Origin of the sequence: Streptomyces sp. NPDC005374 (assembly GCF_042872225.1) — a bacterium.
In the GTDB taxonomy this organism is placed as follows: domain Bacteria; phylum Actinomycetota; class Actinomycetes; order Streptomycetales; family Streptomycetaceae; genus Streptomyces.
This window is the reverse complement of record NZ_JBIAKA010000002.1, coordinates 267,792-289,105: the sequence shown is the minus strand read 5'-3', so window position 1 is coordinate 289,105 and position 21,314 is coordinate 267,792. Positions and strand designations below refer to the sequence as shown.

At 71.6% G+C, this 21,314-nt stretch carries 17 protein-coding genes and 1 pseudogene; 6 read left to right on the top strand and 12 right to left on the bottom strand.

The features are described from left to right. Positions 1 to 9: 9 nt before the first annotated feature. From ACFYRX_RS06775 to ACFYRX_RS06760, 4 genes are all read right to left on the bottom strand, one after another. The gene (locus ACFYRX_RS06775; RefSeq protein WP_389097234.1) at positions 10 to 1,077 is read right to left on the bottom strand and encodes a LacI family DNA-binding transcriptional regulator; all 1,068 of its coding nucleotides are present in this window, start codon (positions 1,075 to 1,077) and stop codon (positions 10 to 12) included. Positions 1,078 to 1,196: 119 nt separating this feature from the next. Beyond that, positions 1,197 to 3,578: a beta-galactosidase gene (locus ACFYRX_RS06770; protein ID WP_389097233.1), complete on the bottom strand. Its 2,382-nt coding sequence runs from the start codon at positions 3,576 to 3,578 to the stop codon at positions 1,197 to 1,199. Further along, on the bottom strand, positions 3,578 to 5,335 hold the full coding sequence (locus ACFYRX_RS06765; protein ID WP_389097232.1) for a glycoside hydrolase family 35 protein: 1,758 nt from the start codon (positions 5,333 to 5,335) through the stop codon (positions 3,578 to 3,580). Before ACFYRX_RS06765 ends, ACFYRX_RS06770 begins: the two co-directional genes overlap by 1 nt. A 31-nt stretch (positions 5,336 to 5,366) precedes the next feature. Beyond that, positions 5,367 to 6,533, bottom strand: coding sequence for an MFS transporter (locus ACFYRX_RS06760; RefSeq protein ID WP_389097231.1), 1,167 nt, complete (start codon positions 6,531 to 6,533; stop codon positions 5,367 to 5,369). A gap of 135 nt (positions 6,534 to 6,668) precedes the next feature. Between ACFYRX_RS06760 and ACFYRX_RS06755 the strand changes: the two genes are divergently transcribed. The 3 genes from ACFYRX_RS06755 (at position 6,669) to ACFYRX_RS06745 (ending at position 8,796) form a co-directional block, all read left to right on the top strand. Further along, on the top strand, positions 6,669 to 7,319 hold the full coding sequence (locus ACFYRX_RS06755) for a transcriptional regulator (RefSeq protein ID WP_389097230.1): 651 nt from the start codon (positions 6,669 to 6,671) through the stop codon (positions 7,317 to 7,319). Further along, positions 7,316 to 8,293 carry a threo-3-hydroxy-L-aspartate ammonia-lyase gene (locus tag ACFYRX_RS06750; protein WP_389097229.1) on the top strand — a complete coding sequence of 326 codons (978 nt, stop codon included), beginning with the start codon at positions 7,316 to 7,318 and terminating at the stop codon, positions 8,291 to 8,293. Before ACFYRX_RS06755 ends, ACFYRX_RS06750 begins: the two co-directional genes overlap by 4 nt. Positions 8,294 to 8,436: 143 nt before the next feature. After that, the gene (locus tag ACFYRX_RS06745) at positions 8,437 to 8,796 is read left to right on the top strand and encodes a cupin domain-containing protein (protein ID WP_389097228.1); all 360 of its coding nucleotides are present in this window, start codon (positions 8,437 to 8,439) and stop codon (positions 8,794 to 8,796) included. A 409-nt stretch (positions 8,797 to 9,205) separates the two neighbouring features. Here ACFYRX_RS06745 and ACFYRX_RS06740 read toward each other — a convergent pair. From ACFYRX_RS06740 to ACFYRX_RS06720, 5 genes and pseudogenes are all read right to left on the bottom strand, one after another. After that, positions 9,206 to 9,325, bottom strand: a pseudogene (locus tag ACFYRX_RS06740) (DNA primase); the annotation flags it as partial. A 12-nt stretch (positions 9,326 to 9,337) separates the two neighbouring features. Then, entirely contained in the window at positions 9,338 to 10,684 is a 1,347-nt protein-coding gene (locus tag ACFYRX_RS06735) for a VWA domain-containing protein (protein ID WP_389097227.1), read from the bottom strand. Beyond that, positions 10,681 to 11,538, bottom strand: coding sequence for an AAA family ATPase (locus tag ACFYRX_RS06730; RefSeq protein WP_389097578.1), 858 nt, complete (start codon positions 11,536 to 11,538; stop codon positions 10,681 to 10,683). The genes ACFYRX_RS06735 and ACFYRX_RS06730 overlap by 4 nt, the downstream gene beginning before the upstream one ends. Positions 11,539 to 11,720: 182 nt before the next feature. Next, a complete protein-coding gene (locus ACFYRX_RS06725; protein WP_389097226.1) occupies positions 11,721 to 13,031 on the bottom strand; it encodes an FtsX-like permease family protein in 1,311 nt (436 codons plus the stop codon). Between the two features lie 3 nt (positions 13,032 to 13,034). Then, positions 13,035 to 13,826 (bottom strand): ABC transporter ATP-binding protein, encoded by a 792-nt coding sequence (locus ACFYRX_RS06720; protein WP_389097225.1) that lies wholly within the window; start codon positions 13,824 to 13,826, stop codon positions 13,035 to 13,037. 134 nt (positions 13,827 to 13,960) lie between these two features. Here ACFYRX_RS06720 and ACFYRX_RS06715 point away from each other — a divergent pair, with 134 nt between their 5' ends. The 3 genes from ACFYRX_RS06715 (at position 13,961) to ACFYRX_RS06705 (ending at position 18,403) form a co-directional block, all read left to right on the top strand. Continuing rightward, positions 13,961 to 14,605, top strand: coding sequence for a hypothetical protein (locus ACFYRX_RS06715; protein ID WP_389097224.1), 645 nt, complete (start codon positions 13,961 to 13,963; stop codon positions 14,603 to 14,605). A gap of 40 nt (positions 14,606 to 14,645) precedes the next feature. Then, positions 14,646 to 15,245 (top strand): hypothetical protein, encoded by a 600-nt coding sequence (locus tag ACFYRX_RS06710; RefSeq protein WP_389097223.1) that lies wholly within the window; start codon positions 14,646 to 14,648, stop codon positions 15,243 to 15,245. 188 nt (positions 15,246 to 15,433) lie between these two features. Then, entirely contained in the window at positions 15,434 to 18,403 is a 2,970-nt protein-coding gene (locus ACFYRX_RS06705) for a family 78 glycoside hydrolase catalytic domain (protein WP_389097222.1), read from the top strand. On the opposite strand, the gene ACFYRX_RS06700 is transcribed toward ACFYRX_RS06705, so the two are convergent. The 3 genes from ACFYRX_RS06700 to ACFYRX_RS06690 are packed head-to-tail and all read right to left on the bottom strand — an operon-like array spanning position 18,376 to position 21,259. Then, positions 18,376 to 19,032, bottom strand: a complete 657-nt coding sequence (locus ACFYRX_RS06700; protein ID WP_389097221.1) for a lactate utilization protein C — start codon at positions 19,030 to 19,032, stop codon at positions 18,376 to 18,378. The genes ACFYRX_RS06705 and ACFYRX_RS06700 overlap by 28 nt on opposite strands. Continuing rightward, positions 19,029 to 20,507: a LutB/LldF family L-lactate oxidation iron-sulfur protein gene (locus tag ACFYRX_RS06695; RefSeq protein ID WP_389097220.1), complete on the bottom strand. Its 1,479-nt coding sequence runs from the start codon at positions 20,505 to 20,507 to the stop codon at positions 19,029 to 19,031. The genes ACFYRX_RS06700 and ACFYRX_RS06695 overlap by 4 nt, the downstream gene beginning before the upstream one ends. Continuing rightward, positions 20,504 to 21,259 carry a (Fe-S)-binding protein gene (locus ACFYRX_RS06690; protein WP_389097219.1) on the bottom strand — a complete coding sequence of 252 codons (756 nt, stop codon included), beginning with the start codon at positions 21,257 to 21,259 and terminating at the stop codon, positions 20,504 to 20,506. The genes ACFYRX_RS06695 and ACFYRX_RS06690 overlap by 4 nt, the downstream gene beginning before the upstream one ends. Positions 21,260 to 21,314: the final 55 nt, after the last annotated feature.

Here is a 21,314-nt window from a genome sequence, read left to right as displayed (position 1 = left end):
AGGGCAGGGTCAGCTTTCGGGCGCCGGACCGCTGCTCGCGCGGATCACGAGGTCGACCGGGACGAGCGAATCGGCGCGGGGTGGTTCCGCCGAGTCGTCGATGCGGCTCAGCAGGAGGCGCAGGGAACGCGTGCCGATCTCCGCGAAGTCGGTGCGCACGGTCGTCAGCGGCGGCAGCAGATGCGCCGCCTCGGGGATGTCGTCGTACCCCACCACGCTGATCTCGCCCGGCACCGAGCGGCCCGCCTCCTGGAAGGCGTGCAGGGCGCCGAGGGCCATCTGGTCGTTGGAGACGAACACCGCGCTGACGTCCGCGCGCCGGGCCAGCCGACGGCCCAGGTGGTAGCCGGAGTCGGCGCTCCAGTCGCCGAACAGCGGCTCGGGGACCGGCGCACCGGCCGCTTCGAGGGTGGACCGCCAGCTCGTCAGCCGGTGGTCGGCGGAGGTCCAGCCGCTGGGACCCGCGATGTGCCAGACGGTCCGGTGACCGAGGCCCAGCAGATGCTCCGTGGCCTTGCGCGCACCCTCCCGCGAGTCGCCGGTGACCCGCTCGGTCTCGGCGTCGAAGCCGTTCTCCAGCACCACCAGAGGGGTGTCCAGACGGGTGTCCGCCAGGGCGTGGCCCACCCACAACTGCGGGGCGATGGCGATCACCCCGTCCGCGCCCTCGGCCGAGAGCCGGCCGACGGCCTCGACGACCGTGTCGCGTTCGGCCGTGTCCAGGGAGATGGAACTCAGCAGGTAACCGGCCTCCTGGGCCGCGGTGTTGATCGCCGTCAGGATCGCGGAGGGCCCGTAGCGGGCCGCGTCGAAGGTGATGACCCCGACCATCCGGGTCCGGCCGCTGGCCAGCGACCGGGCGCTGCGGCTGGGCCGGTAACCGAGGGTCCGCATGGCCGTCAGGACCACCTCACGGGTCTCGGGGCGGACGGACGGATGCTCGTTGAGCACCCGGGACACGGTCTGCTTGGAGACACCGGCCAGCCGGGCCACGTCGTCCATCACCGGGCGCGAGCCGGCGAAGTTGCGTCGGCTGCGCCCCTTGGGGGCAGCTCCTTCGGCGGCGTTCGGGGTCATGATGGCGCTTCCCTCGACGTGGTGGTGCGGTGACGGCCCCCTCGGGGAGCACAGCATAGGCGGGACCGTCTCGAGGAACCGGCCACGGCACCGGGCCCTCGAAACGGACAAGGAGCAGGTCAGCCCGCCCGGACCGACCGCGAGCGGCGAGTGATCCAGTCCGCGCGGGTGACGGCGGCCTTCTCCCCGGCGCCGCCCGCCTGTTCCGGCAGATGCACCGGGGCCCGGGCGGGCAGCGGCAGTACCCGCAGCCGCAGACCTACGGCCCGAAGCTCGTCCGCGGGAAGCCGGTCCAGGGCGATGTCCCAGACGCGCCCCGAGAAGAACTGGTCGGCGACGAGCGTGTCTCCCACGTACGCCCGCCCTACGTCCCCGCTCCAGTGCAGCCGCAGCAGCGTTCCGGGCGGCAGCGCGTCCGGAACCTCGACGCGGTACTCGGCGGCCACGGTGTCGAAGTGCTTGTCGTCCGGCGCGCTCGCCCGGCCCAGGACGCCGGTGACGGTCTCGGGGGCCGGCCCTGCGGCCCGGACGAGGGTGACCTCGGCGGCGAAGTCCTCGACGTCCCCCGCCGGGACCGCGTACCGGGTGAACACCCCGTCCGTGTCCGGCTCCGACGGCACGCCGTCCACCGCGGGCACCCGCTCCGGTGCGGGCAGCACGGCGAACGACGTGGCCGTCCCCGGACCGTGCAGCCGTACCTCGTCCCGGTCGAAGACCACCCCGTCCGCGCTCAGCACCAGCCGCTCGGCGCCCCACGCCGTGCCCCGGTAGGCGGTACGGGCGGTCGCCGCGTCCAGCACCAGCAGGCCGACCCGCTCGCCGCCGGCCGTGTCCACCTCGACGAGGGCGTCGGTGCCGGGACGCAGGCCGGTCACCATCAGCCGGTCGTCGACCGGGGTGACATCCCCGGAAGGGGTGGAGACGGCGGCCACCGTGCGGGCGTCCAGGGCGAGTTCGGGCTCGATGCCGTCCGTCGCCGCCAGCACCAGGACCGTCCGTCCGTCGACATCGAGCGTGCACACCGGCTGTGCGGTGGCCCACTCCAGCCGCAGACCGGCCACGTCGAGACGCAGGGGCCAGCAGAAGTACGCGCCGGTCGGGATCGTGACGGGAGTGCCGGGCAAGGTCAACTCGCCTGCAGGGGAAGGGAACTCGACCGTGAAGGACGTGTCCGGATGCTCCGGCAGCGGCTCGTGCGGCTGGTGGTTGTTGACGAACAGGAACCCCGAGCCGCCGTCACCGCGCACCGCCCACCGCAGGGTGTCCCGGTCCGACTGCCCGTCCGGCCGCAGCTCCGGAAGCGCGGACCCCATGGGCGCGATCAGGTGCCCGAAGTCCGCCAACAGCAGGTGCTGGAGCCGGAGTTCGTGGTAGGTGCGCCGGTACTGGCCGTACTCGCCGAGCGGCGCCTGGAAGTCGTACGTCAGGACCGGCAGGTCGTTGGGATAGCCGGTGGCGTGCGACTCCTGGAGGGTGCTCAGCTCACCCGGCGGGTTCGTGCCGCCGTGGAACATGTAGTAGCCCTGCCAGACCGAACCGCAGCCGATCTTGGTGAGACCGAGCGCCCCGATGTCGTCGGGGTCGACGTGGGGCCTGCGGTGGTAGGACACCGCCATACCGCCGCCCAACTCGCAGGTGGCCCAGGGGAACCGGTCCGCGAAGGCGTCCGGCTCGCTGCCGCGCACGGTCACGGGCCGCAGGTCGGATCCGATGCCCTCGTCGTCGCGCTGGTGGGTGAAGAAGAAGTGCTTGCGGCAGGTGTCGGGCCAGCCGCCGTCGGCCTCCGTCCAGAAGGTCTCGGTGTAACCGCCGTACAGCGGGAGCAGTTCGTCCGGCGGGAGTTGGACACCGCCCCACGCGGTCGACGTCCACAGGGGCGCGCTCAGGCCGGCCTCCTGGGCCATCCGCTTCAGCGTCAGCAGATGACCCGGCTGGTCGTACAGCTCGTTCTCGATCTGGACCGCCACGATCGGTCCGCCGTGGGCGCGGTCCAGGCCCCTCAACTGCTCGGCGATCGCCGCGAACCAGGGGCGTACGGCGTCCAGGTACACCGGGTCGTCGGTGCGGGGTGTGCAGTCCCGGGCCAGCACCCAGTCGGGCAGGCCGCCGCCCCGGACCTCCGCGTGGGACCAGGGGCCGATCCGGGGGACGAAGTCCAGGCCGTGCCGGGCGCACAGCTCGGCGAAGCGGCGCAGATCGCGGTCGCCGTCGAAGCGGACGCGGCCCTCGGTCTCCTCGTGGTGGATCCAGATGACGTAACTGGCGACGGCGGTGACCCCGCCCGCCTTCATCTTCAGCAGCTCCTCCTCCCACTCCCCGGCGGGGTAGCGGGAGTAGTGGAACTCGCCGGACACCGGGAACCAGGGGCGGCCGCCCCTGGTGAGCCAGCGGCTGGTGACCTCGATCGGATCGGGCACCCCGGGGGCGTCCGCGAAGGGCAGGTGCCCGGTCAGCGGAGGCCCGGCGGGGGTGGGGATGCGCAGCCGGTGCGGGCGGGTCATCAGTCGCTCTCCGGTCCGAGGTCGGGCGTGTCGGTGAGCTGGGCGCGGGTCCCGGTGGTGGCGTGCAGTTCCAGCAGCACCAGTTCGTTGGTGCCGGGGCGCAGTACGGGACCCGGGACGTACAGCGTGTGCTGGGGGCCGCGGTTCCAGTAGCGGCCGAGGTGGAAGCCGTTGACCCAGGCCTGTCCCTTGGTCCAGCCGGGCAGCGAGAGGAAGGTGTCGGCCGGGCTCGCCACCTCGAACGTGCCCTTGTGGAAGGCGGGCACGGTGTCCGTACCCGCGTCGGACGGGCCGAACGGCACGGTGTCCAGGCCGTCCTGGGGAACGGCCCGGCACTCCCAGTCCCGCAGGGCGGTGCCCTGGAAGGACACCGGGCCGAGCAGCCCCTTGGGCGCCCCGATGCGCGGACCGTAGTTGACCCCGCCCATGTTCTCCACGAGCACTTCGAGGACCGCCCCGGCATGCGGCACGCGCACGGACAGCGTCTCGTCGTGCCGCTCCCGCTCCAGTACGCCGAAGGCGGCGCCGTCCACGAAGACCTGGGCGCGGTCGCCGACCCCGCCGGGGAAGTGCAGCAGACCGTCGCCCGAGCCGGGAAGCGTGGTGCGGTAGAGCACGTAACCCGTGTGCAGGCCGAGCTCGTTCATCGTCACGGGGGTCTCGGTGCTCGTCGACGGCAGTCCGCGCAGGTACGGCAGCAGCGGCGCCCGGCGGTCGAGGTCGACGTCCGTCACGGGGAGCTTCGGCGCGGGCGCCGGGGCCGGCTCGTCGGCGGCGGCCGTGTGACGGGCGATGACCTCGCGGAAGGCGTGGTACTTGGGGCCGGGGTCGCCGCTCTCGGTGAGCGGGGCGTCGTAGTCGTAGGACGTGACGGTGGGCTCGTAGGCGTGCTTGTGGTTGGCGCCGTTGGTGAAGCCGAAGTTGGTGCCGCCGTGGAACATGTAGATGTTGACCGAGGCGCCCGCCGACAGCAGACGGTCCAGGTCGGCCGCGGCGTCGGCGGCCGACCGCACGTGGTGCGGGCCGCCCCAGTGGTCGAACCAGCCGATCCAGAACTCCGAGCACATCAGCGGGCCTTCGGGCTGATGGGCGCGGAGCGCGGCCAGGTTCTCCTCGACGCGGCTGCCGAAGGTGGCCGTGGCGAGCGTGCCGGGCAGGCTGCCGGCCGCCAGGTGCTCGGCGTTGGCCTGGTCGCAGGTGTACAGGAGCTCCTCGACCCCCCGGTCCCGCAGCGACTGCTGGACGTGCTTGAGATACGCGGTGTCGTCGCCGTAGGCCCCGTACTCGTTCTCCACCTGCACGGCGATCACCGGACCGCCGTGCGCGGCCATGAACGGGCGCAGTGCCGGCAGGAGCCGGTCGAGGTAGCCGTCGAACGCCGACGTGAAGCGGGGGTCGCTGCTGCGCAGCCGGATGTCGGGGTCCGCGAGCAGCCAGGCGGGCAGACCGCCGTCGTCCCACTCGGCGCAGATGAAGGGACCCGGGCGCAACAGGACGTTCAGGCCCTCGTCCTGGGCCAGGCGCAGCCAGCGGGGAAGGTCGAGGATGCCGTCCAGGACCAGCTCACCCGGCACGGGCTCGTGGAGGTTCCACGGCAGATACGTCTCGATGGTGTTGAGGCCCATCAGCCGGGCCTTGCGCAGCCGGTCGCTCCACTGGTCGGGATGGATCCGGAAGTAGTGCATGGCTCCGGAGATGATCCGGAACGGCTCGCCGTGCAGGAGGAAACCGTCGGAGGACGTCGTCAGAGCGGGCATGCGGAAGCTTCCCTTCACATGGGTGGGGAGTTCAGTGCGGACGGGTGGTGCGGATGAGCCAGAGCGTGGCGGCCAGGCACAGCGCCGAGACACCGCTCAGCAGGAGCGGAACGGCCCGGATCCCGGACCACTCGATGGCCTTGCCCAGCGCCGGTCCCGCCGCCACCCCGCCGACCATCGACGCGGCGATGACCAGGGCACCGGCCCGGCGGGCGCCGGGGGCCGCCCGGTGCAGCCAGGGCAGGCCGGTCGGGAAGATCGGGGCGATGAACAGACCGACGCCCGCGTACGCGTACGGTGCCAACTCCCGCACGGACGCCAGGAGGAGACAGGCCGTCATGCCCGCGCAGGACACGGTGATGATGGCCTGTGCGGAGAACCGCAGAGCGATCGGGGCGACCAGGAAACGGCCCACGGTCATCATCAGCCAGTAGACGGAGGTGGCGGTCGCGGCCACCCCGGCGCCGTATCCGACGGTCTCCAGATGCGTGGGCTCCCAGCCGCCGACGCCGGCTTCGACGCCGACGTGCAGGACGTAGAGCGCCACGAACACGCAGAGCACCGAGACCAGACTGCGGCCGAGGGCGCCCGAGGAGTCGACAGCCGGGTCGGACGGATGTGGCGCCCGGTCCTGCACGCCTTTGAGGCACAGCAGCAACGGCAGGGTGACCAGTGCGAATCCGAGGAAGACCGCGGGATAGTGCCCGGAACCCACCGCCGCGACGAGTGCCGGACCCAGGATCGCCCCCACGCCGAAGTGCGCGTTGAGGATGTTGAGCATCGCGGTCGAACGGTGGCCGAAGCCGACCGCGAACAACTGGTTGAGGCCGTAGTCGATGCCACCGAAACCGAGGCCGGCCAGCAGTGCAGCGGACAGGGCGCTCGGCCAGTTCGGCGCCAGCGCGAAGCCCGCGGCGCCTACGGCCATCAGGAGGTACGAGGCGCCGAGGAGCTGCCGGTTGCCGATCCGGCCGTGGAGCCGGTCGAACAGCAGGACGCCGGCGACGCCGCCGCCGAAGTGGGCGCTGAGACCGAGCCCGGCCTGGGAAGGAGACAGCCCGAACTCCGCGCGGAACGCGGGGATCGCCGGGCCGTACAGGGCCTGGAGCACGCCGATGAGGACGAAGCCGACGCAGGAGGCGACCACTGCGGCCGGACTGAAGACCGGTGTGCGCGCGGGCGCCGTCGTCGAGGACATGAACGTTGATGTTACCGGTAACATTCGAGCCGTCAAGATCCACGGCCAACACGGAAGAGTGAACGGTTTGGACTGGTGGTCCAGTGCTTGGATTGCTAGTCTGATGGAACTGTCGGAGCTGGAAGGGGCGGGACGATGACCGAGCGGGATGCGATCCTTGCCGCGCTCACACCTGTCGTCCACGGCATCGCCGCGACCTTCGGCCCGCTGTGCGAGGTGGTGCTGCACGACTACCGGAGTCCGGAGAAGTCGGTGGTGGCCATCGCCGGCTCGGTGACCGGGCGCGCGGTGGGCGGGGCCATGAGCGAGATCGGCATGCGGATGGTCGCCCGCGGCGACGAGGCGGCCGACGAGCTGAACTACGTCACCCGGACCGACACCGGCAAGCTGGTCAAGTCGTCGACGATGCCGCTGCGGGACTCCTCGGGCACGGTCTTCGGTGCCCTGTGCGTCAATGTCGACGTCGGCGCGGCGAGCGAGGTCCACGCCCTGCTGGGAGCGCTGGCCGGAATCGGGACGACCCCCGCCGAACCCCCCGTCACCACCTTCGGCGACGACATCGACGCCGTCGTCGACGTCATGCTCGACGCGCACCGGCACCAGTCGTGGGCGCTGCTCGACCGCACCGGGCGCCTCGACCTGTTCCGGAGCCTGGACGAAAGAGGTGTCTTCGCGGTGCGGCGCGCGATCGAGCAGGTGGCCGGACGGCTCGGGATCTCGCGCGCCTCCGCCTACAGCTATCTGTCCCAGTCCCGAAAACAGCCGAGCGCCGGAGGACACCCGTGACGACCACCACCCCGCCGGTCACCCTGGACGACGTCCTGGACGCGGCCGCCCGGCTCAAGGGCATCGCGCACCGCACCCCCGTGCTGCGCTCCCGGACCCTCGACGCGCTGGTCGGTGCCCAGGTCTTCCTCAAGTGCGAGAACTTCCAGCGGGTCGGCGCCTTCAAGTTCCGCGGCGCCTACAACGCGGCCTCCCGGCTCACTCCGGACCAGCTGGCCCGGGGTGTCGCCGCCTACTCCTCCGGGAACCACGCCCAGGCCGTGGCCCTGGCCGCCCGGGAGCTCGGCACCACCGCGGTGATCGTCATGCCCGGGGACGCCCCGCGATCCAAGCGGGCCGCCACCGAGGGCTACGGCGCCGAGATCGTCACCTACGACCGCTACACCGGTGATCGCGAGGCCATCGCCGAGGCCCTGGCCGCAGAGCGGGGGCTGACGCTCATCCCGCCGTACGAACACCCGCACGTGATGGCGGGACAGGGCACGGCTGCCCTCGAACTCCTCGAGGAGACAGGGGAGTTGGGCGCCCTGCTCGCGCCGGTCGGGGGCGGTGGGCTGATGGCGGGGAGTGCGACCGCGGCCAAGGGGCGGAACCCGGGCATCCGCATGATCGGCGTGGAGCCGGAGGCCGGTGACGACACCAAGCGGTCCCTGGAGGCGGGGCGGCGGATCAGCGTCCCCGTGCCCAGGACCATCGCCGACGGACAGGCCATCGACACCCCTGGCGAGCTGACCTTCTCGGTGAACCGGCGGCTGGTCGACGAGATCGCCCTGGTCCGCGACGACGAGATCAGGGAGGCCATGCGGTTCGCCTTCGAGCGGCTGAAGATCGTCCTCGAGCCGAGTGGCGCCAGCGCGCTGGCCGCCCTGCTCGGCGGCCGGGTGGAAGGCCTGCCGGACCGGGTCGGCGTGATCGTCTCCGGGGGCAATGTCGACGCCGAGCGCTTCGCGCGCCTCTGCGCGGGTGAGGTCTGAATTCGGTCCCCCGAATGGCGGCCCCGACGGGCCGGGCGGACGATGGAGTGGTGGGGCCAGGACCCCGCCGGTGCCGCCCGGGACGGGCGGGAGACGGAGACCGGCCCCGGCCGTGTCGAACACGGCCGGAAGGGAGAGCCGTCATGTTTGAGGTGAAGACGCTCGACAAGCCGGACGAGCGCCGGGACTTCCCCAAGGGGCATCTCGAAGCGGTCCACATGACCGGACTGGACTTCGCCGTGGGCACCTTCGAACCCGGCTGGCGCTGGTCCCAGTCCGTGGCCCCGATCGCGGGGACCAAGAGCTGCGAGGTCCACCACAACGGCTACGTGGTCCAGGGCCGTATGCGCATCGCCATGGACGACGGCGGCGAGGGCGAATTGGGCCCCGGGGACATCTTCGTGGTGGCACCCGGACACGACGCCTGGGTCGTCGGCGACGAGCAGTGCGTGGTCTACGACTTCGCGGGCGGCATGGCGACGGACTACGCGAAGAGCAAGTGAGGCGGGGCGCTCACGCCCTGGGCCGCCTCGTCCTGCACCGTTGATCGACTGCCCGCCCGTGCTCTGTCTCTGGCTGCCGGACGGCCTCGGCAGCCTCGCTCAGCGGCTGTGCCCGCTTGGCCGCAGGGGGATCTTCCCGTGCCCGGGTGGGTTCCCGCAGCATCGCGAGGTTCTCCGTGGCCGTCTGCGCCGGGAGCCGGAGCACGCGCCGGCGGGCGCACGGAGAGAACAGCCGACCGCATGACCAGGGCAGCGGGCCGGGCCGCGCACACGTGCGCCCTCGTGGAACCCGGGGCGCTGTACCCGCGGTCGGCCGGGCCGAGTCGTCTGCCGGGTCCGCGCACGGCGGGGTCAGGTGACGGGTGGATCTCCCGCCCGGCGAGCCGGCGGAGGGGGCGGGGAGGGGTGCTCATGCCGCCCGCCTCCTGCCCTGGTTGTGGGTGATGGACCAGTTGAGGGCGCTGCGGAGGGTGGAGCGGCACTCGGCGACGGCGAGTCCGGCCGCCTCGCCTGCCTCCTGAAGAGCCTGCGGGGGAGGCCGTCAGATCGGCAGCAGCCGTCCCACCAGTGCGCTGAGCTGCCGCACATTGCGGCACTCGTGCATCTCCACCAGCTCGGCGTACTCGTACGCGGCCGAGTCACCCGTGCCCCACTGGCCCCGCGCTTCCGGGTTCAACCAGTAGACACGGCGCGCCCGTTCGGCGATCTCGCGTACGGCCGACAGGTTCGGGTCGCTCATGTTGGTGCGGGCGTCACCGAGCACGAACACCGTGGTGCGCGGGCTCACCGCGTCACCGTGGCGCTCGGCGAACTCGCCCAGCGCGACGCCGTAGTCACTGCTGCCGTGCCAGCCCGTGAGCGTGGCCTCGGCCCGGATGCGTCCGCCGAGTCCCTCCGGGTCGGCCGCGCCGTGTTCGAGGAGCCGGGTGACCTCGTCGAGCCGGTTGACGAAGGCGAACACCCGCACCTTGCTGAACTGGTCGTGCAGTGCCTGCACCAGCAGCATCGTGAAGTCCGAGAACCCCGACACCGAGCCCGACACATCGCACAGCAGCACCAGTTCGGGACGGGCCGGCCGACGCCGCCGCAGCACCGGCTTCATCGGCACCCCGCCCGTCGACAACGAACCGCGCAGAGTGCGCCGCAGATCGATACTGCCCCGCGCGGCACGACGGCGGCGGGCCGCGAGCCGGGTGGCGAGCTTGCGGGCCAACGGCTGGACGGTGCGCCGTAGTTCGGCCAGCCGGTCCTTCCCGGCGAACAGGAAGTCGACGCGGTCGGTGGTCGTGGCGACCGTCCGCCGTGCGATCTCGTCCCTGCCGCGCCGTTCCGCGACCCGCCGCCGGGCCTCCGCTGCCACCAGCGCGCGGAACGCCTCGATGCGCCGCCGGATCTCGTCCTCAAGGAGCCGGTCGGCGAACCCCGAAGCGCCCTGCCGCGCGCGAAGGGTGTCACGGACGGGCGCGAGCAGCGTCTGCGGCCGCAGCCATTCGAGCGTCTGGTACGACGACCAGCCGTCCGACGCCGGGGAGTTGCCGTAGCCGCCGAACCCGTCGACCGCCTGCGCCGCCAATCGGCCCATCAGCGCCTCGTCGTTCGCGGCGAGGGCTTCGGCGAGCCGCTCGCGCATGTCCTCCCGGCCCGCGGAAACCTCCTCGGGAGCACCGACGCCCCGCGGGAAGTACAGGTCGAAGACCGGGTCGAACACCTGCCGTTGGGCCGTCCCGTGCAGCAGCGTCGCCGCCAGTCCCTCCCGCAGCCGTTCCCGGTCCGCCAGCCCGAGCGCCTCGACCGCCTGCGCCGCGTCCACGGTCTCGCCCGTCCCGATGCGCACCCCGTGCGCGCGCAGCGCACCGACCAGGGAGGTGAGCCGCTCGGCGGTGCTCACACCGCGTCCAGGTCGAGCTTGGCCCCGGCCTTGAGGATGTCGTCCTGATGCTTGAGGAGCACACCCAGGGTGTCCCGTACGACCGTCTCGTCCAGATGGTCCGCGCCGAGCGCGAGGAGGGTGCGCGCCCAGTCGATGGTCTCGGCGACCGAGGGCACCTTGCGCAGGTCCATGGCCCGCAGCGCCCCCACGACCCGCACCACGGACCTGGCCAGCACCTCGTCGAGACCGGGCACCTTCAGCCGTACGATCCGCCGCTCCAGCTCCTCCTCGGGGAACCCGATGTGCAGGAACAGGCAGCGGCGGCGCAGGGCCTCCGACAGCTCGCGGCTGGCGTTGGAGGTGAGGACGACGAAGGGGCGGCGGGAGGCGGTGATGGTGCCGAGTTCGGGAACCGTGACCTGGAAGTCGCTGAGCACCTCCAGGAGCAGGCCCTCGACCTCGACGTCCGCCTTGTCGGTCTCGTCGATGAGGAGGACCTTGGGCTCGTCGCCGCGGATCGCCGTCAGCAGGGGCCGGGAGAGCAGGAACTCCTCGCTGAAGATGTCGGTGCGCGCCTCGTCCCAGGTCTCGTCCCGGCCGGCGCTGATCCGCAGCAGCTGCTTGGCGTGGTTCCACTCGTACAGCGCGCGGGACTCGTCGACCCCCTCGTAGCACTGGAGCCGGACCAGCTGTGCGGCGGCGACCTCGGCCACCGCCTTGGCCAGCTCGGTCTTGCCGACCCCGGCGGGGCCCTCCACCAGGAGCGGCTTGCCGAGCCGGTCGGCGAGGAAGACGGTCGTGGCGACCGCGGGGGAGGCGAGGTAGCCGGTCTCGGCGAGGCGAGCGGAGACGTCGTCGACGGATGTGAACAGCAACGGGGCCTCCGGCGCGGGTACGAACAGGTGTCCAGGACACCTATCTAAGCGCTTGTTCACCGCTTCTGTCACGTGGTCCGGGGCCGGGCAGCGGCCATGCCGACCGCGCTGGACGCGGCCGGCATGCAGCAGGGACAAGGGGGCCGCCACCGAGGTGACCGCCCCCCTGGCCGGAGTTCTCACGCCGCCAGACCCACCGCCTCCACCGCCGGAGTCCGCAGCACCCGCCGGGCCGTGGCCACACTCGTACCGACCGTCGCCGCCGCAGCGATCGACACCACTGACAGCCAGATCCCGAGCCCCTGGTGGGGCAGCACGGAGTCGGTGCGCACGACGGTGAAGGGAATGATTCCGGCCAGCGCCGCCACCGTGCCGAAGAACAGCCCGACGACCGTGAGAACCAGCCCCTCCACGCCCACCGTGCCGAGCACCTGCCCCGGCGTCGCCCCGGCGAGACGCTGCTGCCCGAACTCCCGGCCGCGGTAGGTCGTCGCCGCGTACAGCGAGTTGACCAGCATCACACAGACGAACACCGCGATGATGCCGACGACCGTGAGGTTCAGCGTCTGCAGGTTCTTCGCCTCGACGGTCCTGACCGTGCCCGCCGCCCGCACGGCGTCGCTCTCCACGGCCTGCATGTACAGCGTGGCGACGGACACCGCCGTGAAGAGGATCAGCGACATCAGGATCCCGGACAGATGGTCCGCCCGCCGGCGCAGGTTCCGCACCGCCAGCCACCCGCTCGCACCGGTCAACGGCAGCCGGTCCAGCGCACTCTTCAGCAGCCTCGGCGCGAGCAGCGCGAACCCCACGGACAGCAGGATCGCCCCGTACGCCGGTGTCGCCATGAGTGCCTCGTCGCTCGCCGAGAAGGCGAAGGTGGACATCGCGGACAGGGCGCCGAGACCGAGCGCCGCGTACGCGAGCAGCGTCCGGGCCCGCCCCCGCTGCCGACGCCCGCGCGTGGCCCGTCGTACGGCGAGGAACGCGGCGCCCGCGGCAGCGATCAGCGTGATGTCGACACCCGACATCAACGCGACGACGCCGAATGAGGGGTCGACGTCCTGAGCCACCTGCCCGCTGTCCTGGAAGGCGCCCAGGAGCGCCCGCCCGCCGAGCATCGCCGGCCCGATCGCCAGCACGGCCCCGATCAGGGCGACCGCGACCGCCTCACCCACGACCATGCGCCGCATCTGCCCAGGAGTCGCCCCCGAGCAGCGCAGCAGCTCCAGCTCACCCGCCCGCTGCCTGACGTTGATCGTCAGCGTCGAGGCCACGGCGAAGAACACCAGGAGGGTGCCGTAACCGCCGACGACACTCGCGGAGGTGGTCAGCGTCTCCGAGCTCACCGCGTCGACACCGGGCTGTCCGGCCGTGTCGTACAGCGAGTTGAACGTCATGATGATCCCCGCGCCCAGGAAGGCGGCCAGCAGTGTCGCGAGGAACCGTCCGGGCCGTTGCCGTATCGACCGCATCGCCAGCGTGAACATCGCTCACACCCCCGCCGTCATGGCGTCGCCCAGGTGCGCGAGGCGTTCGGCCACCGCGTCCGGTGTCGGCGCGTCCATCCGGCCCGCGAGCCGGCCGTCCGCCAGGAACAGCACCGAGTCGGCGTAGGAGGCGGCGACCGGGTCGTGGGTCACCATCACCACGGTCCGGCCGTGCACCCGCACCGCCTCCTGGAGCAGCCGCAGCACATCCCGCGCACTACGGGTGTCCAGGGCGCCCGTCGGCTCGTCCGCGAAGATCACCCGGGGGTCGGCGACCAGGGCACGGGCGATCGCCACGCGCTGCCGCTGACCACCGGAGAGCTGGTCGGGCCGGTGCCCGAGCCGGTCACCGAGTCCGACGGAGGTGAGGACCTCCTGGGCCCGTCGCCGGTTCACCTTCCGACCCGCGAGCTTCAGCGGCAGCACCGTGTTCTGCGCGACCGTCAGCGTCTCCAGCAGGTTGTACTGCTGGAACACGAAGCCGACGCGGCCCCGCCGGAACCTCGTCAGCTCCGCCTCGCCGCCGCCGGTCAGCTCCGTGCCGTCCACCCGCACGATCCCGCTGTCCGGCCGGTCGAGACCCGCCGCGCACTGGAGCAACGTGGACTTGCCTGACCCCGAGGGTCCCATCACCGCGGTGAAGGTGCCCCGGCCCAGGCTCAGCGTGATCCCGTCCAGGGCGGTCACGGCACTGTCGTCCGTGCCGTAGGTCTTGCTGACCTTGACCAGTCGCAGCGCCTCGGCGGCGGGTCCCGTGTCGTGCGTACGCCGTGCAGTCGTGCGGAACATCGTCATCGCCCTCCGTCCGGCACGCCGTGTGCCTCGCTCAAGAAGCTACGGAGCGTGCGGCCGGGGCACATTGGGCGCAGAACCCGTCTTGAGGGGTGTACCCAGTGACACCTCCCGGCGGATACGACAGGGTGACCGCCATGACCGACGGAATAGCCTGGCTCGCCGAGCCCCAGTCCATCGCCTGGGGCGGATACGGCGTCGTGATGGCGCGGGACCTCGAATCGGAGTCCCTGGCACGGCGGGTCGCCGCCACCGCGTTCCGGGGCAGGACCGGAACCCGCTTCATCGGAGAGCTGACCGGCCACCAGGCGCAGGACGTACTGGACGGCGTCTTCGGCAGCACGCACCAGGAGATCGCCCTGCGCCACGGAGAACTCGGTGAGTGGTCGTACGTCATCAAGTACGGCTGCTGGCAGGCCCAGTTCGGCGCCACACCCCGTGTCGACCGCGGCGAACTGCACGTCTTCCACCTGGAGTTCGAGGAGGAGAACGGCAAACCAGTGCCCCCCACGTTCGCCTACTGCCACGACGAGCGCCTGATGTGCGCGTTCAACCTGCACCTGGACGGCTCCTGGGGATACGACGGGGTCCAGGGCGAGCCCGGACTGGCGTCCGCCGTGCAGGACCGGTTGGCCGCCGCCGGGCTCCCCGACCACGACCTGGACCGGCGGACCGTGCACCGCACCTCGCTGAAGGTCCTCCAGGAGCAGTTCGGTCTGTCGCTGCCCAGGCGGCGGATCGTGGAGGGGACGCTGCCCACGCTCCTGCTGACCGCACCGTGACCATGGGGCGTTGTCAGTGGCGCGCTGTACGTTTTCGGGCATGGGGATCTATCTGGTGAGCGTGGGCGCGCGGGAGTGGTTCGACGAGGACGAGGACGAAGGCGGCAAGGGTGCTCTCGCCTCCGCGCTGGGTGCGGAGTTGAGCCGACGCGGACTGCCGCCGTACCAGTCCGTGCCCGAGGAGCCGGAGCGGGTGCTGCGCGGGGCGGGGATGTCGTTCGAGGAGAAGCTGGTCCCCTCCATGGACGGGTTCGAGGCGCTGTGCCGCAAGCATCTGTCGCGCAAGGAGCACGACCTGCTCTGCGGCTGGTCACTGCTGGTGCCGTTGTCCCTCGACGAGGAGATCCGGCTGCCGGTCGGCACCGCCTACACCGACACGACCCTGGTGGCCGGCGCCCCTCGGATCCTCGCCCTCGCCGAACGGCTCGCCACGGCCGTCCGCCTGCCGGTGGACGAGATACCGGAGGCCTGCGACAACCTCGACCTGACCATGTGGTTCCTGGACGGCCCGGCCAAGGACACGGCCGCCGCCCGGCCGGGACCGTGGGGTGAGGACCTGGACACCGCCTTCTACGTGGCGCTGTACCTGCGCGCCGCCCAGCACTCCCTGCGCCGCGGCTGCCCGATCGTCTACTGCTGATGTGCCGCGACCTGCCACATCGCGCCACATCGGCCGATGAAGCTCGGAATCCGTTTTTGAACGGTTTTCACGCGCGCCTGGGACAGCTGAGCCCGCCGGGCCAGTAGACACGTGGCGGAACAGCCACTGGCTTCAAGCGCCCACCGGGCGGAATCCACACAACTCCCAGCAGTCGAAGGGACACCGGTATGACCGACGGAGTCGACCGCACCGCCGTCGAGGGCCTGACCGTGGAGCACCGCACCAACCCCCTCGGTGTGGACGCGGCCCGTCCGGGATTCGGCTGGCGCACCGCGTCCCGGGTCCGCGGCCGACGCCAGACGGCCTACCGCATCCTGGTGGCGTCCACGCCCGACCGCCTCACCGACGGCCGCGCGGACGTCTGGGACAGCGGCCGGACCGACGCGGCCGACTCGGTGGCCGTGCGCTACGCGGGCCCCGACCTGCGCCCCTCGACGCGCTACCACTGGACGGTCCAGCTCTGGGACGAGAACGGCCGCCCACTCCCCGAGGCCCCGACCGCCCGCTTCGAGACCGGCCTGCTCAGCACCGACGGCGTGACCGGCTGGGACGGCGCCCGGTGGATCACCATGGCGGGCAAGGCGGCCAACAGCGCGGGCGCGCCCCTGCTCCGCAGGCAGGCGGAGCTCGCGCAGGGACGGGTTCGCGACGCCAGGCTCTACGTCTCCGCGCTCGGCGTGTACGACGCCTACGTCAACGGACGCCGGGTCACCGTGCCCCAGGACGGCACCACCACCCTCGAGCTCCTCACCCCGGGCTGGACCAACTACGACACCACCGTCAACTACTTCACCTACGACGTGACCGGCCTGCTCGTGGGGGAGCGGCAGGTCACCCTCGCGGCCGTGCTGGGAAACGGCTGGTACAACGGCCGCGTCTCCGACCACAGCGTCTACTGCTCCGAGGACGGCAACCGCCTCGCCCTCAAGGCCAAACTCCTGATCCGCTACGAGGACGGCTCACAGCAGACCGTCGTCACCGAGCCCGGCGACGACTGGCGGGCCACGGACACCGGCCCCTACCGGGCCGACGACCTCTACGACGGCCAGACCTACGACGCCCGCAGGGAGCTGCCGGGCTGGACGGCGAACGGCTTCGACACCTCCGCCTGGTCCGGAGTCGAAGAACACGACTTCACCACCAGGTTCCCCGACTCCCGACTGGTCGCCCATGCGGGCGAGTCGGCCCGGCTGATGCCGAAGTGGGATCGCAGACCGCAGTCGGTCACCGTCTACACGGGCGGGGACGACTTCGTCCTCGACCCCACCCGCACCGTCACCGATCCCGCCGAAGCCGCCACCGCCCCCCTCACCCTGCACCCCGGCGACACCGCAGTGATCGACCTCGGCCAGAACATGGTCGGCGTCCCGCGCTACACCCTCCGCGGACCGGCCGGCGCCCAAGTCGCCTTCGCACCGGGCGAGATGCTCAACGACAGCAGCGCGGGCGCCGACGGCCCCGAGGGCTCCGTCTACCGGGCCAACCTCCGCACCGCCGAGGCCACCAGCACGTACATCCTCAAGGGCGACCCGAAGGGCGAGACCCACCAGGACTCCCTCACCTTCTACGGCTTCCGCTACCTCTCGGTGACCACGACCGCCACCGTCACCCTCACCGACCTGACCGGCAAGGTCGCCACCTCCGCCCTCCAGGACATCGGCGACCTCACCACGGACGACCCCGACGTCAACCGGCTGATCAGCAACGTCCGTTGGGGCCAGCGCGGCAACTACCTCTGGGTGCCCACCGACTGCCCGCAGCGTGACGAACGCTGCGGCTGGACAGGCGACACCCAGGTCTTCGCCCGGACGGGCATGTACAACGCCGACGCGGTCGCCTTCCTGAGCAACTTCCAGGACATCCTGATCGACTCCCAGCGCACCTACGGCGCCGACGGCGCCCAGTTCCCCTGGATCGCGCCCGGCGCCCGCTACAACGAGCAGGTCCCGGCGAGCGGTTGGGCGGACTGCGGGGTCGTCGTGCCCTGGACCGTGTGGCAGATGAGCGGTGACACCACCATCGTCGACCGCAGCTGGGACGCCATGACGGCCTACATGGACTGGATCCACGCACGCACCGGCGACACCTACGCCGGTCAGGGCGCGGTCTTCGGCGACTGGCTGGCCTTCCAGGTCACCAGCACCCAGCTCATCAGCGACGCCTACTACGCCTACAGCGCCCGGCTCATGGCGGACATGGCCCGCGCCACCGGCCGCACCATCGAAGCCCGCGCCTACGAGGAGCTCTTCGACCACATCAAGCGGGCGTTCGTCACCAAGTACCTGAGCGACGAGGGCGGCCGCCTCACCGTGCGTTCCAGCCTCGGCTCACCGCCGCCGTGGACCCCCGGAGACAGTCCCACCCGGACCGAGGACGACAGTCAGACCGCGCTGTTGTGGGTCCTCAAGCTCGGTCTGTACGACACCGAGGGCCGGCGCCGCAGGCTCGTCGAACTCCTCGCCCACAACATCGGCAACGACTCCGCCTACAAGGCCGCCCACCCCGGCAGCACCCGCGTCGGACACGCGGAGAACACCCTCTCCGTCGGCTTCCTCGGCGTGAACGTCCTGGCCCCCGTCCTCACCGACGAAGGCCAGGTGGAGCTGGCGTACAAGGTGCTGCACCAGGACGCGATGCCGTCCTGGCTGTACTCGGTGAGGAACGGCGCGACGACGGTCTGGGAGCGCTGGAACTCGTACGCGAAGGAGGACGGCTTCGGACCGGTGGAGATGAACTCGTTCAACCACTACTCCTACGGCGCGATCGTGGAGTGGATGTACGAGAGCATGGCCGGTATCGCCAACGACCCGGCCCACCCGGGCTTCAAGCACTTCTTCCTGCGGCCCCACCTCGACCCGACCGGCGGGATCACCCGCGTCTCCGGCTCGCACCGGTCGCCGTACGGCGAGATCGTCAGCGAATGGGCGGTGCGGGAGGACGAGTTCACGTACCGGGTCGCGGTCCCCGCCAACAGCACCGCGACCCTGCGCGTCCCCACGGCCGACCCCGACTCCGTGTGCGAGGGCCGCACCCCTCTGGCACGCGTCAAGGGGGTGACGTACCTGGGCTTCGAGGACGGCACGGCGTCCTTCGAACTTCCCTCGGGGCGCTACGAGTTGACCTCCGCGCTCGCCTGACCGTCCACCAGCACCACCTCCAGGGTGCGCGGACCGTGCACCCCCTCGACCCGGTCCAGCTCGATGTCGCTGGTCGCCGAGGGACCGGAGATCCATGTCAACGGGCGGGTCGGGTCGAGGAGTTCGAGGGCCTGCGGCACCGAGGAGACCACCTGGTCCGGGACCCGCACGACACAGATGTGATGGTCCGGGACGAGGGTGATACGGCGGCGGCCCTGGTCCGGGCCGCCGTCCAGCACGATGGTGCCGGTCTCGGCGACGGCCACCGCGCAGGCCGTGACCACGCTGTCGATCCGGTCCAGTTCGTGCGGGGTGCTGTCGGCCCGGTCCGGGAGCTGCTCGGCGTCGGCCTCGGCCAGCCACGCCTGCTCCAGGCCCGGCGGGACGAGGACCGTCTTCGCTCCGCGGGCCGCCAGCATCCCGGCGAGCGTCGCCGGCAGGTCGGCCGCCGTACAGCGGTGCACGATCGCCCGGTAGTCCGCGAGGTTCTCCGCCAGCAGCTCCACGGTCTGCTCGACGCTCCGGTCGCCGTGCTCCCGCAGATAGGCGCGCTCGATCGGGGTGTCCTCGCCGGAGACATCGGCCAGCGCGCGCCGCACCCGGCCCAGGATCCGTTCCCTGCCGCTCACTTGCCGCCCTCCTTGCCGCCGCCTGTGCGCTGCCACCAGTCGCGGAACGGTTCCGCGGGCACGGGCGGCAGATCCCGCGTGCCGCTCCACGCCTTGCCGGGACCCGGCAGGCTGCGCGGATGCAGGCGCCGGGTGCGCGAGGCCAGCCGCTGGCCGCCACGCAGGGCGCCGGGGTGGGCGAACGCCCAACGGGCCGCCCGCATCGCGGCGCGCTCGGCGGCGTGACCCTTGGCGGGCTTCAGCACCACCTTGTTGCCCTCGCGGACCACCGGACCGCCCTGGACGACCCGCTCCCGCAGATGCACCAGCACCTCGGGGATGTCGATGGCGACCGGGCAGACCTCGTAGCAGGCCCCGCACAGCGAGGAGGCGTACGGCAGCGAGGCGTCGATCTCGCTCGCGGTGCCCCTCAGTTGCGGGCTGAGGATGGCGCCGATCGGGCCCGGGTAGACCGAGCCGTAGGCGTGGCCGCCGGCCCGCTCGTACACCGGGCAGACGTTCAGGCACGCCGAGCAGCGGATGCAGCGCAGGGCCTGGCGGCCGACCTCGTCGGCGAGGGTGTCGGAGCGGCCGTTGTCGAGCAGCACCAGATGGAAGGCCCCCGGGCCGTCCTCGTCGGTGGTGCCGGTCCAGGTGGACGTGTACGGGTTCATGCGCTCGGCGGTCGAGGAGCGGGGGAGTGTCTGGAGGAAGACCTCCAGGTCCTGCCAGGTCGGCACGATCTTCTCGATGCCGACGACCGAGATCAGCGTCTCGGGCAGGGTCAGACACATCCGGCCGTTGCCCTCGGACTCCACGACCACCAGGGTGCCGGTGTCGGCGACCATGAAGTTGGCGCCGGAGATGCCGACCTTGGCGCGCAGGAACTTCTCCCGCAGGTGCAGCCGTGCGGCCTCCGCCAGTTCGGCGGGCGTGTCGGTGAGTCCCTCGGGGGCCGGGCGGCCCCACTCGCTCATCTCGCGCTCGAAGATGTCCCGGATCTCACCCCGGTTGCGGTGGATGGCCGGGACCAGGATGTGCGAGGGCCGGTCCTTGCCCAACTGCACGATCAGCTCGGCGAGATCGGTCTCGTAGGCGCGGATGCCCTCGGCTTCGAGGGCCTCGTTGAGCCCGATCTCCTGCGTGGCCATCGACTTGGCCTTGACGACCTCCGACTCGCCGGTCATCTTGACGAGCTTGGTCACGATCTCGTTGGCCTCGTCGGCGTCGGCAGCCCAGTGGACGGTGCCGCCCGCCGCCACGACCGACTCCTCCAACTGCACGAGATAGCGGTCGAGATGACGCAGCGTGTGGTCCTTGATCTGCTTGCCGGCCTCCCGCAGCTCCGCCCAGTCGGAGACCTCGGCGACGGCCTTCTCCCGCTTGGCGCGGATCGTGTGCGTGGCGTGGCGCAGATTTCCGCGCAGCGTCTTGTTGTTGACGGCCTCGTGCGCGGCCTTCGGGAAGGCCGGCATCCCCAGATACGTCCCGCTCATACGGCCGGCTCCTCTTCCGTGCTCGCCAGGATCTCCGCGATGTGCACCGGCCGCATGCCCGACTCCAGCCGGCCCATCGTGCCGCCGATGTGCATGAGACAGGAGTTGTCGGCCGCGCACAGCACCTCGGCGCCCGTGGACTCCGCGTTGCGCACCTTGTCGGCGCCCATCGCCGCCGAGACATCGGAGTTCTTCAGGGCGAAGGTGCCACCGAAGCCGCAGCACTCGTCGGCGCCCGGAAGCTCCTTCAGCTCCAGCCCCCTGACCGCCTGGAGCAGCCGCCGGGGCCGGTCGCCAAGCCCGAGGCCACGCAGTCCGTGACAGGTCGGGTGGTAGGTCACCGTGTGGGGGTAGTACGCCCCGACGTCCGTGACCCCCAGCACGTCCACCAGGAACTCCGTCAGCTCGAACGTCTTCGGCACCACGGGTGCCAGCGTGGTCGCGAGGCCCTCCCCGCGGCCCTCGGCGCGGGCCCGCTCACCCATCCGCGGATACAGCTCCCGCACCATCGCCCCGCACGAGCCGGACGGCGTCACGATCGCCTCGTACTCCCGGAATACATCGGAGAAATGCCGGGCCAGCGGTTCCGCCTCATGCCGGTAGCCGGTGTTGTAGTGCGCCTGCCCGCAGCAGGTCTGGGACATCGGGAAGTCGACGTCGACGCCCAGCCTGGTCAGCAGTTTCACCACAGCGCGCCCGGTGTCCGGATACAGCGTGTCGTTGACACAGGTCAGGAACAGGGCGACACGCATCGCGGCTCCTTGTGGTCGATCATCGGATGGGTGAAGCCTAGTCCGGGGCGGAGGG

Bases quoted from the DNA above. Each gene is read 5' to 3' on its own strand.
- ACFYRX_RS06775 (WP_389097234.1), bottom strand. From the start codon at position 1,077: ATGACCCCGAACGCCGCCGAAGGAGCTGCCCCCAAGGGGCGCAGCCGA.
- ACFYRX_RS06770 (WP_389097233.1), bottom strand. From the start codon at position 3,578: ATGACCCGCCCGCACCGGCTGCGCATCCCCACCCCCGCCGGGCCTCCG.
- ACFYRX_RS06765 (WP_389097232.1), bottom strand. From the start codon at position 5,335: ATGCCCGCTCTGACGACGTCCTCCGACGGTTTCCTCCTGCACGGCGAG.
- ACFYRX_RS06760 (WP_389097231.1), bottom strand. From the start codon at position 6,533: ATGTCCTCGACGACGGCGCCCGCGCGCACACCGGTCTTCAGTCCGGCC.
- ACFYRX_RS06755 (WP_389097230.1), top strand. From the start codon at position 6,669: ATGACCGAGCGGGATGCGATCCTTGCCGCGCTCACACCTGTCGTCCAC.
- ACFYRX_RS06745 (WP_389097228.1), top strand. From the start codon at position 8,437: ATGTTTGAGGTGAAGACGCTCGACAAGCCGGACGAGCGCCGGGACTTC.
- ACFYRX_RS06725 (WP_389097226.1), bottom strand. From the start codon at position 13,031: ATGTTCACGCTGGCGATGCGGTCGATACGGCAACGGCCCGGACGGTTC.
- ACFYRX_RS06720 (WP_389097225.1), bottom strand. From the start codon at position 13,826: ATGACGATGTTCCGCACGACTGCACGGCGTACGCACGACACGGGACCC.
- ACFYRX_RS06715 (WP_389097224.1), top strand. From the start codon at position 13,961: ATGACCGACGGAATAGCCTGGCTCGCCGAGCCCCAGTCCATCGCCTGG.
- ACFYRX_RS06710 (WP_389097223.1), top strand. From the start codon at position 14,646: ATGGGGATCTATCTGGTGAGCGTGGGCGCGCGGGAGTGGTTCGACGAG.
- ACFYRX_RS06705 (WP_389097222.1), top strand. From the start codon at position 15,434: ATGACCGACGGAGTCGACCGCACCGCCGTCGAGGGCCTGACCGTGGAG.
- ACFYRX_RS06695 (WP_389097220.1), bottom strand. From the start codon at position 20,507: ATGAGCGGGACGTATCTGGGGATGCCGGCCTTCCCGAAGGCCGCGCAC.
- ACFYRX_RS06690 (WP_389097219.1), bottom strand. From the start codon at position 21,259: ATGCGTGTCGCCCTGTTCCTGACCTGTGTCAACGACACGCTGTATCCG.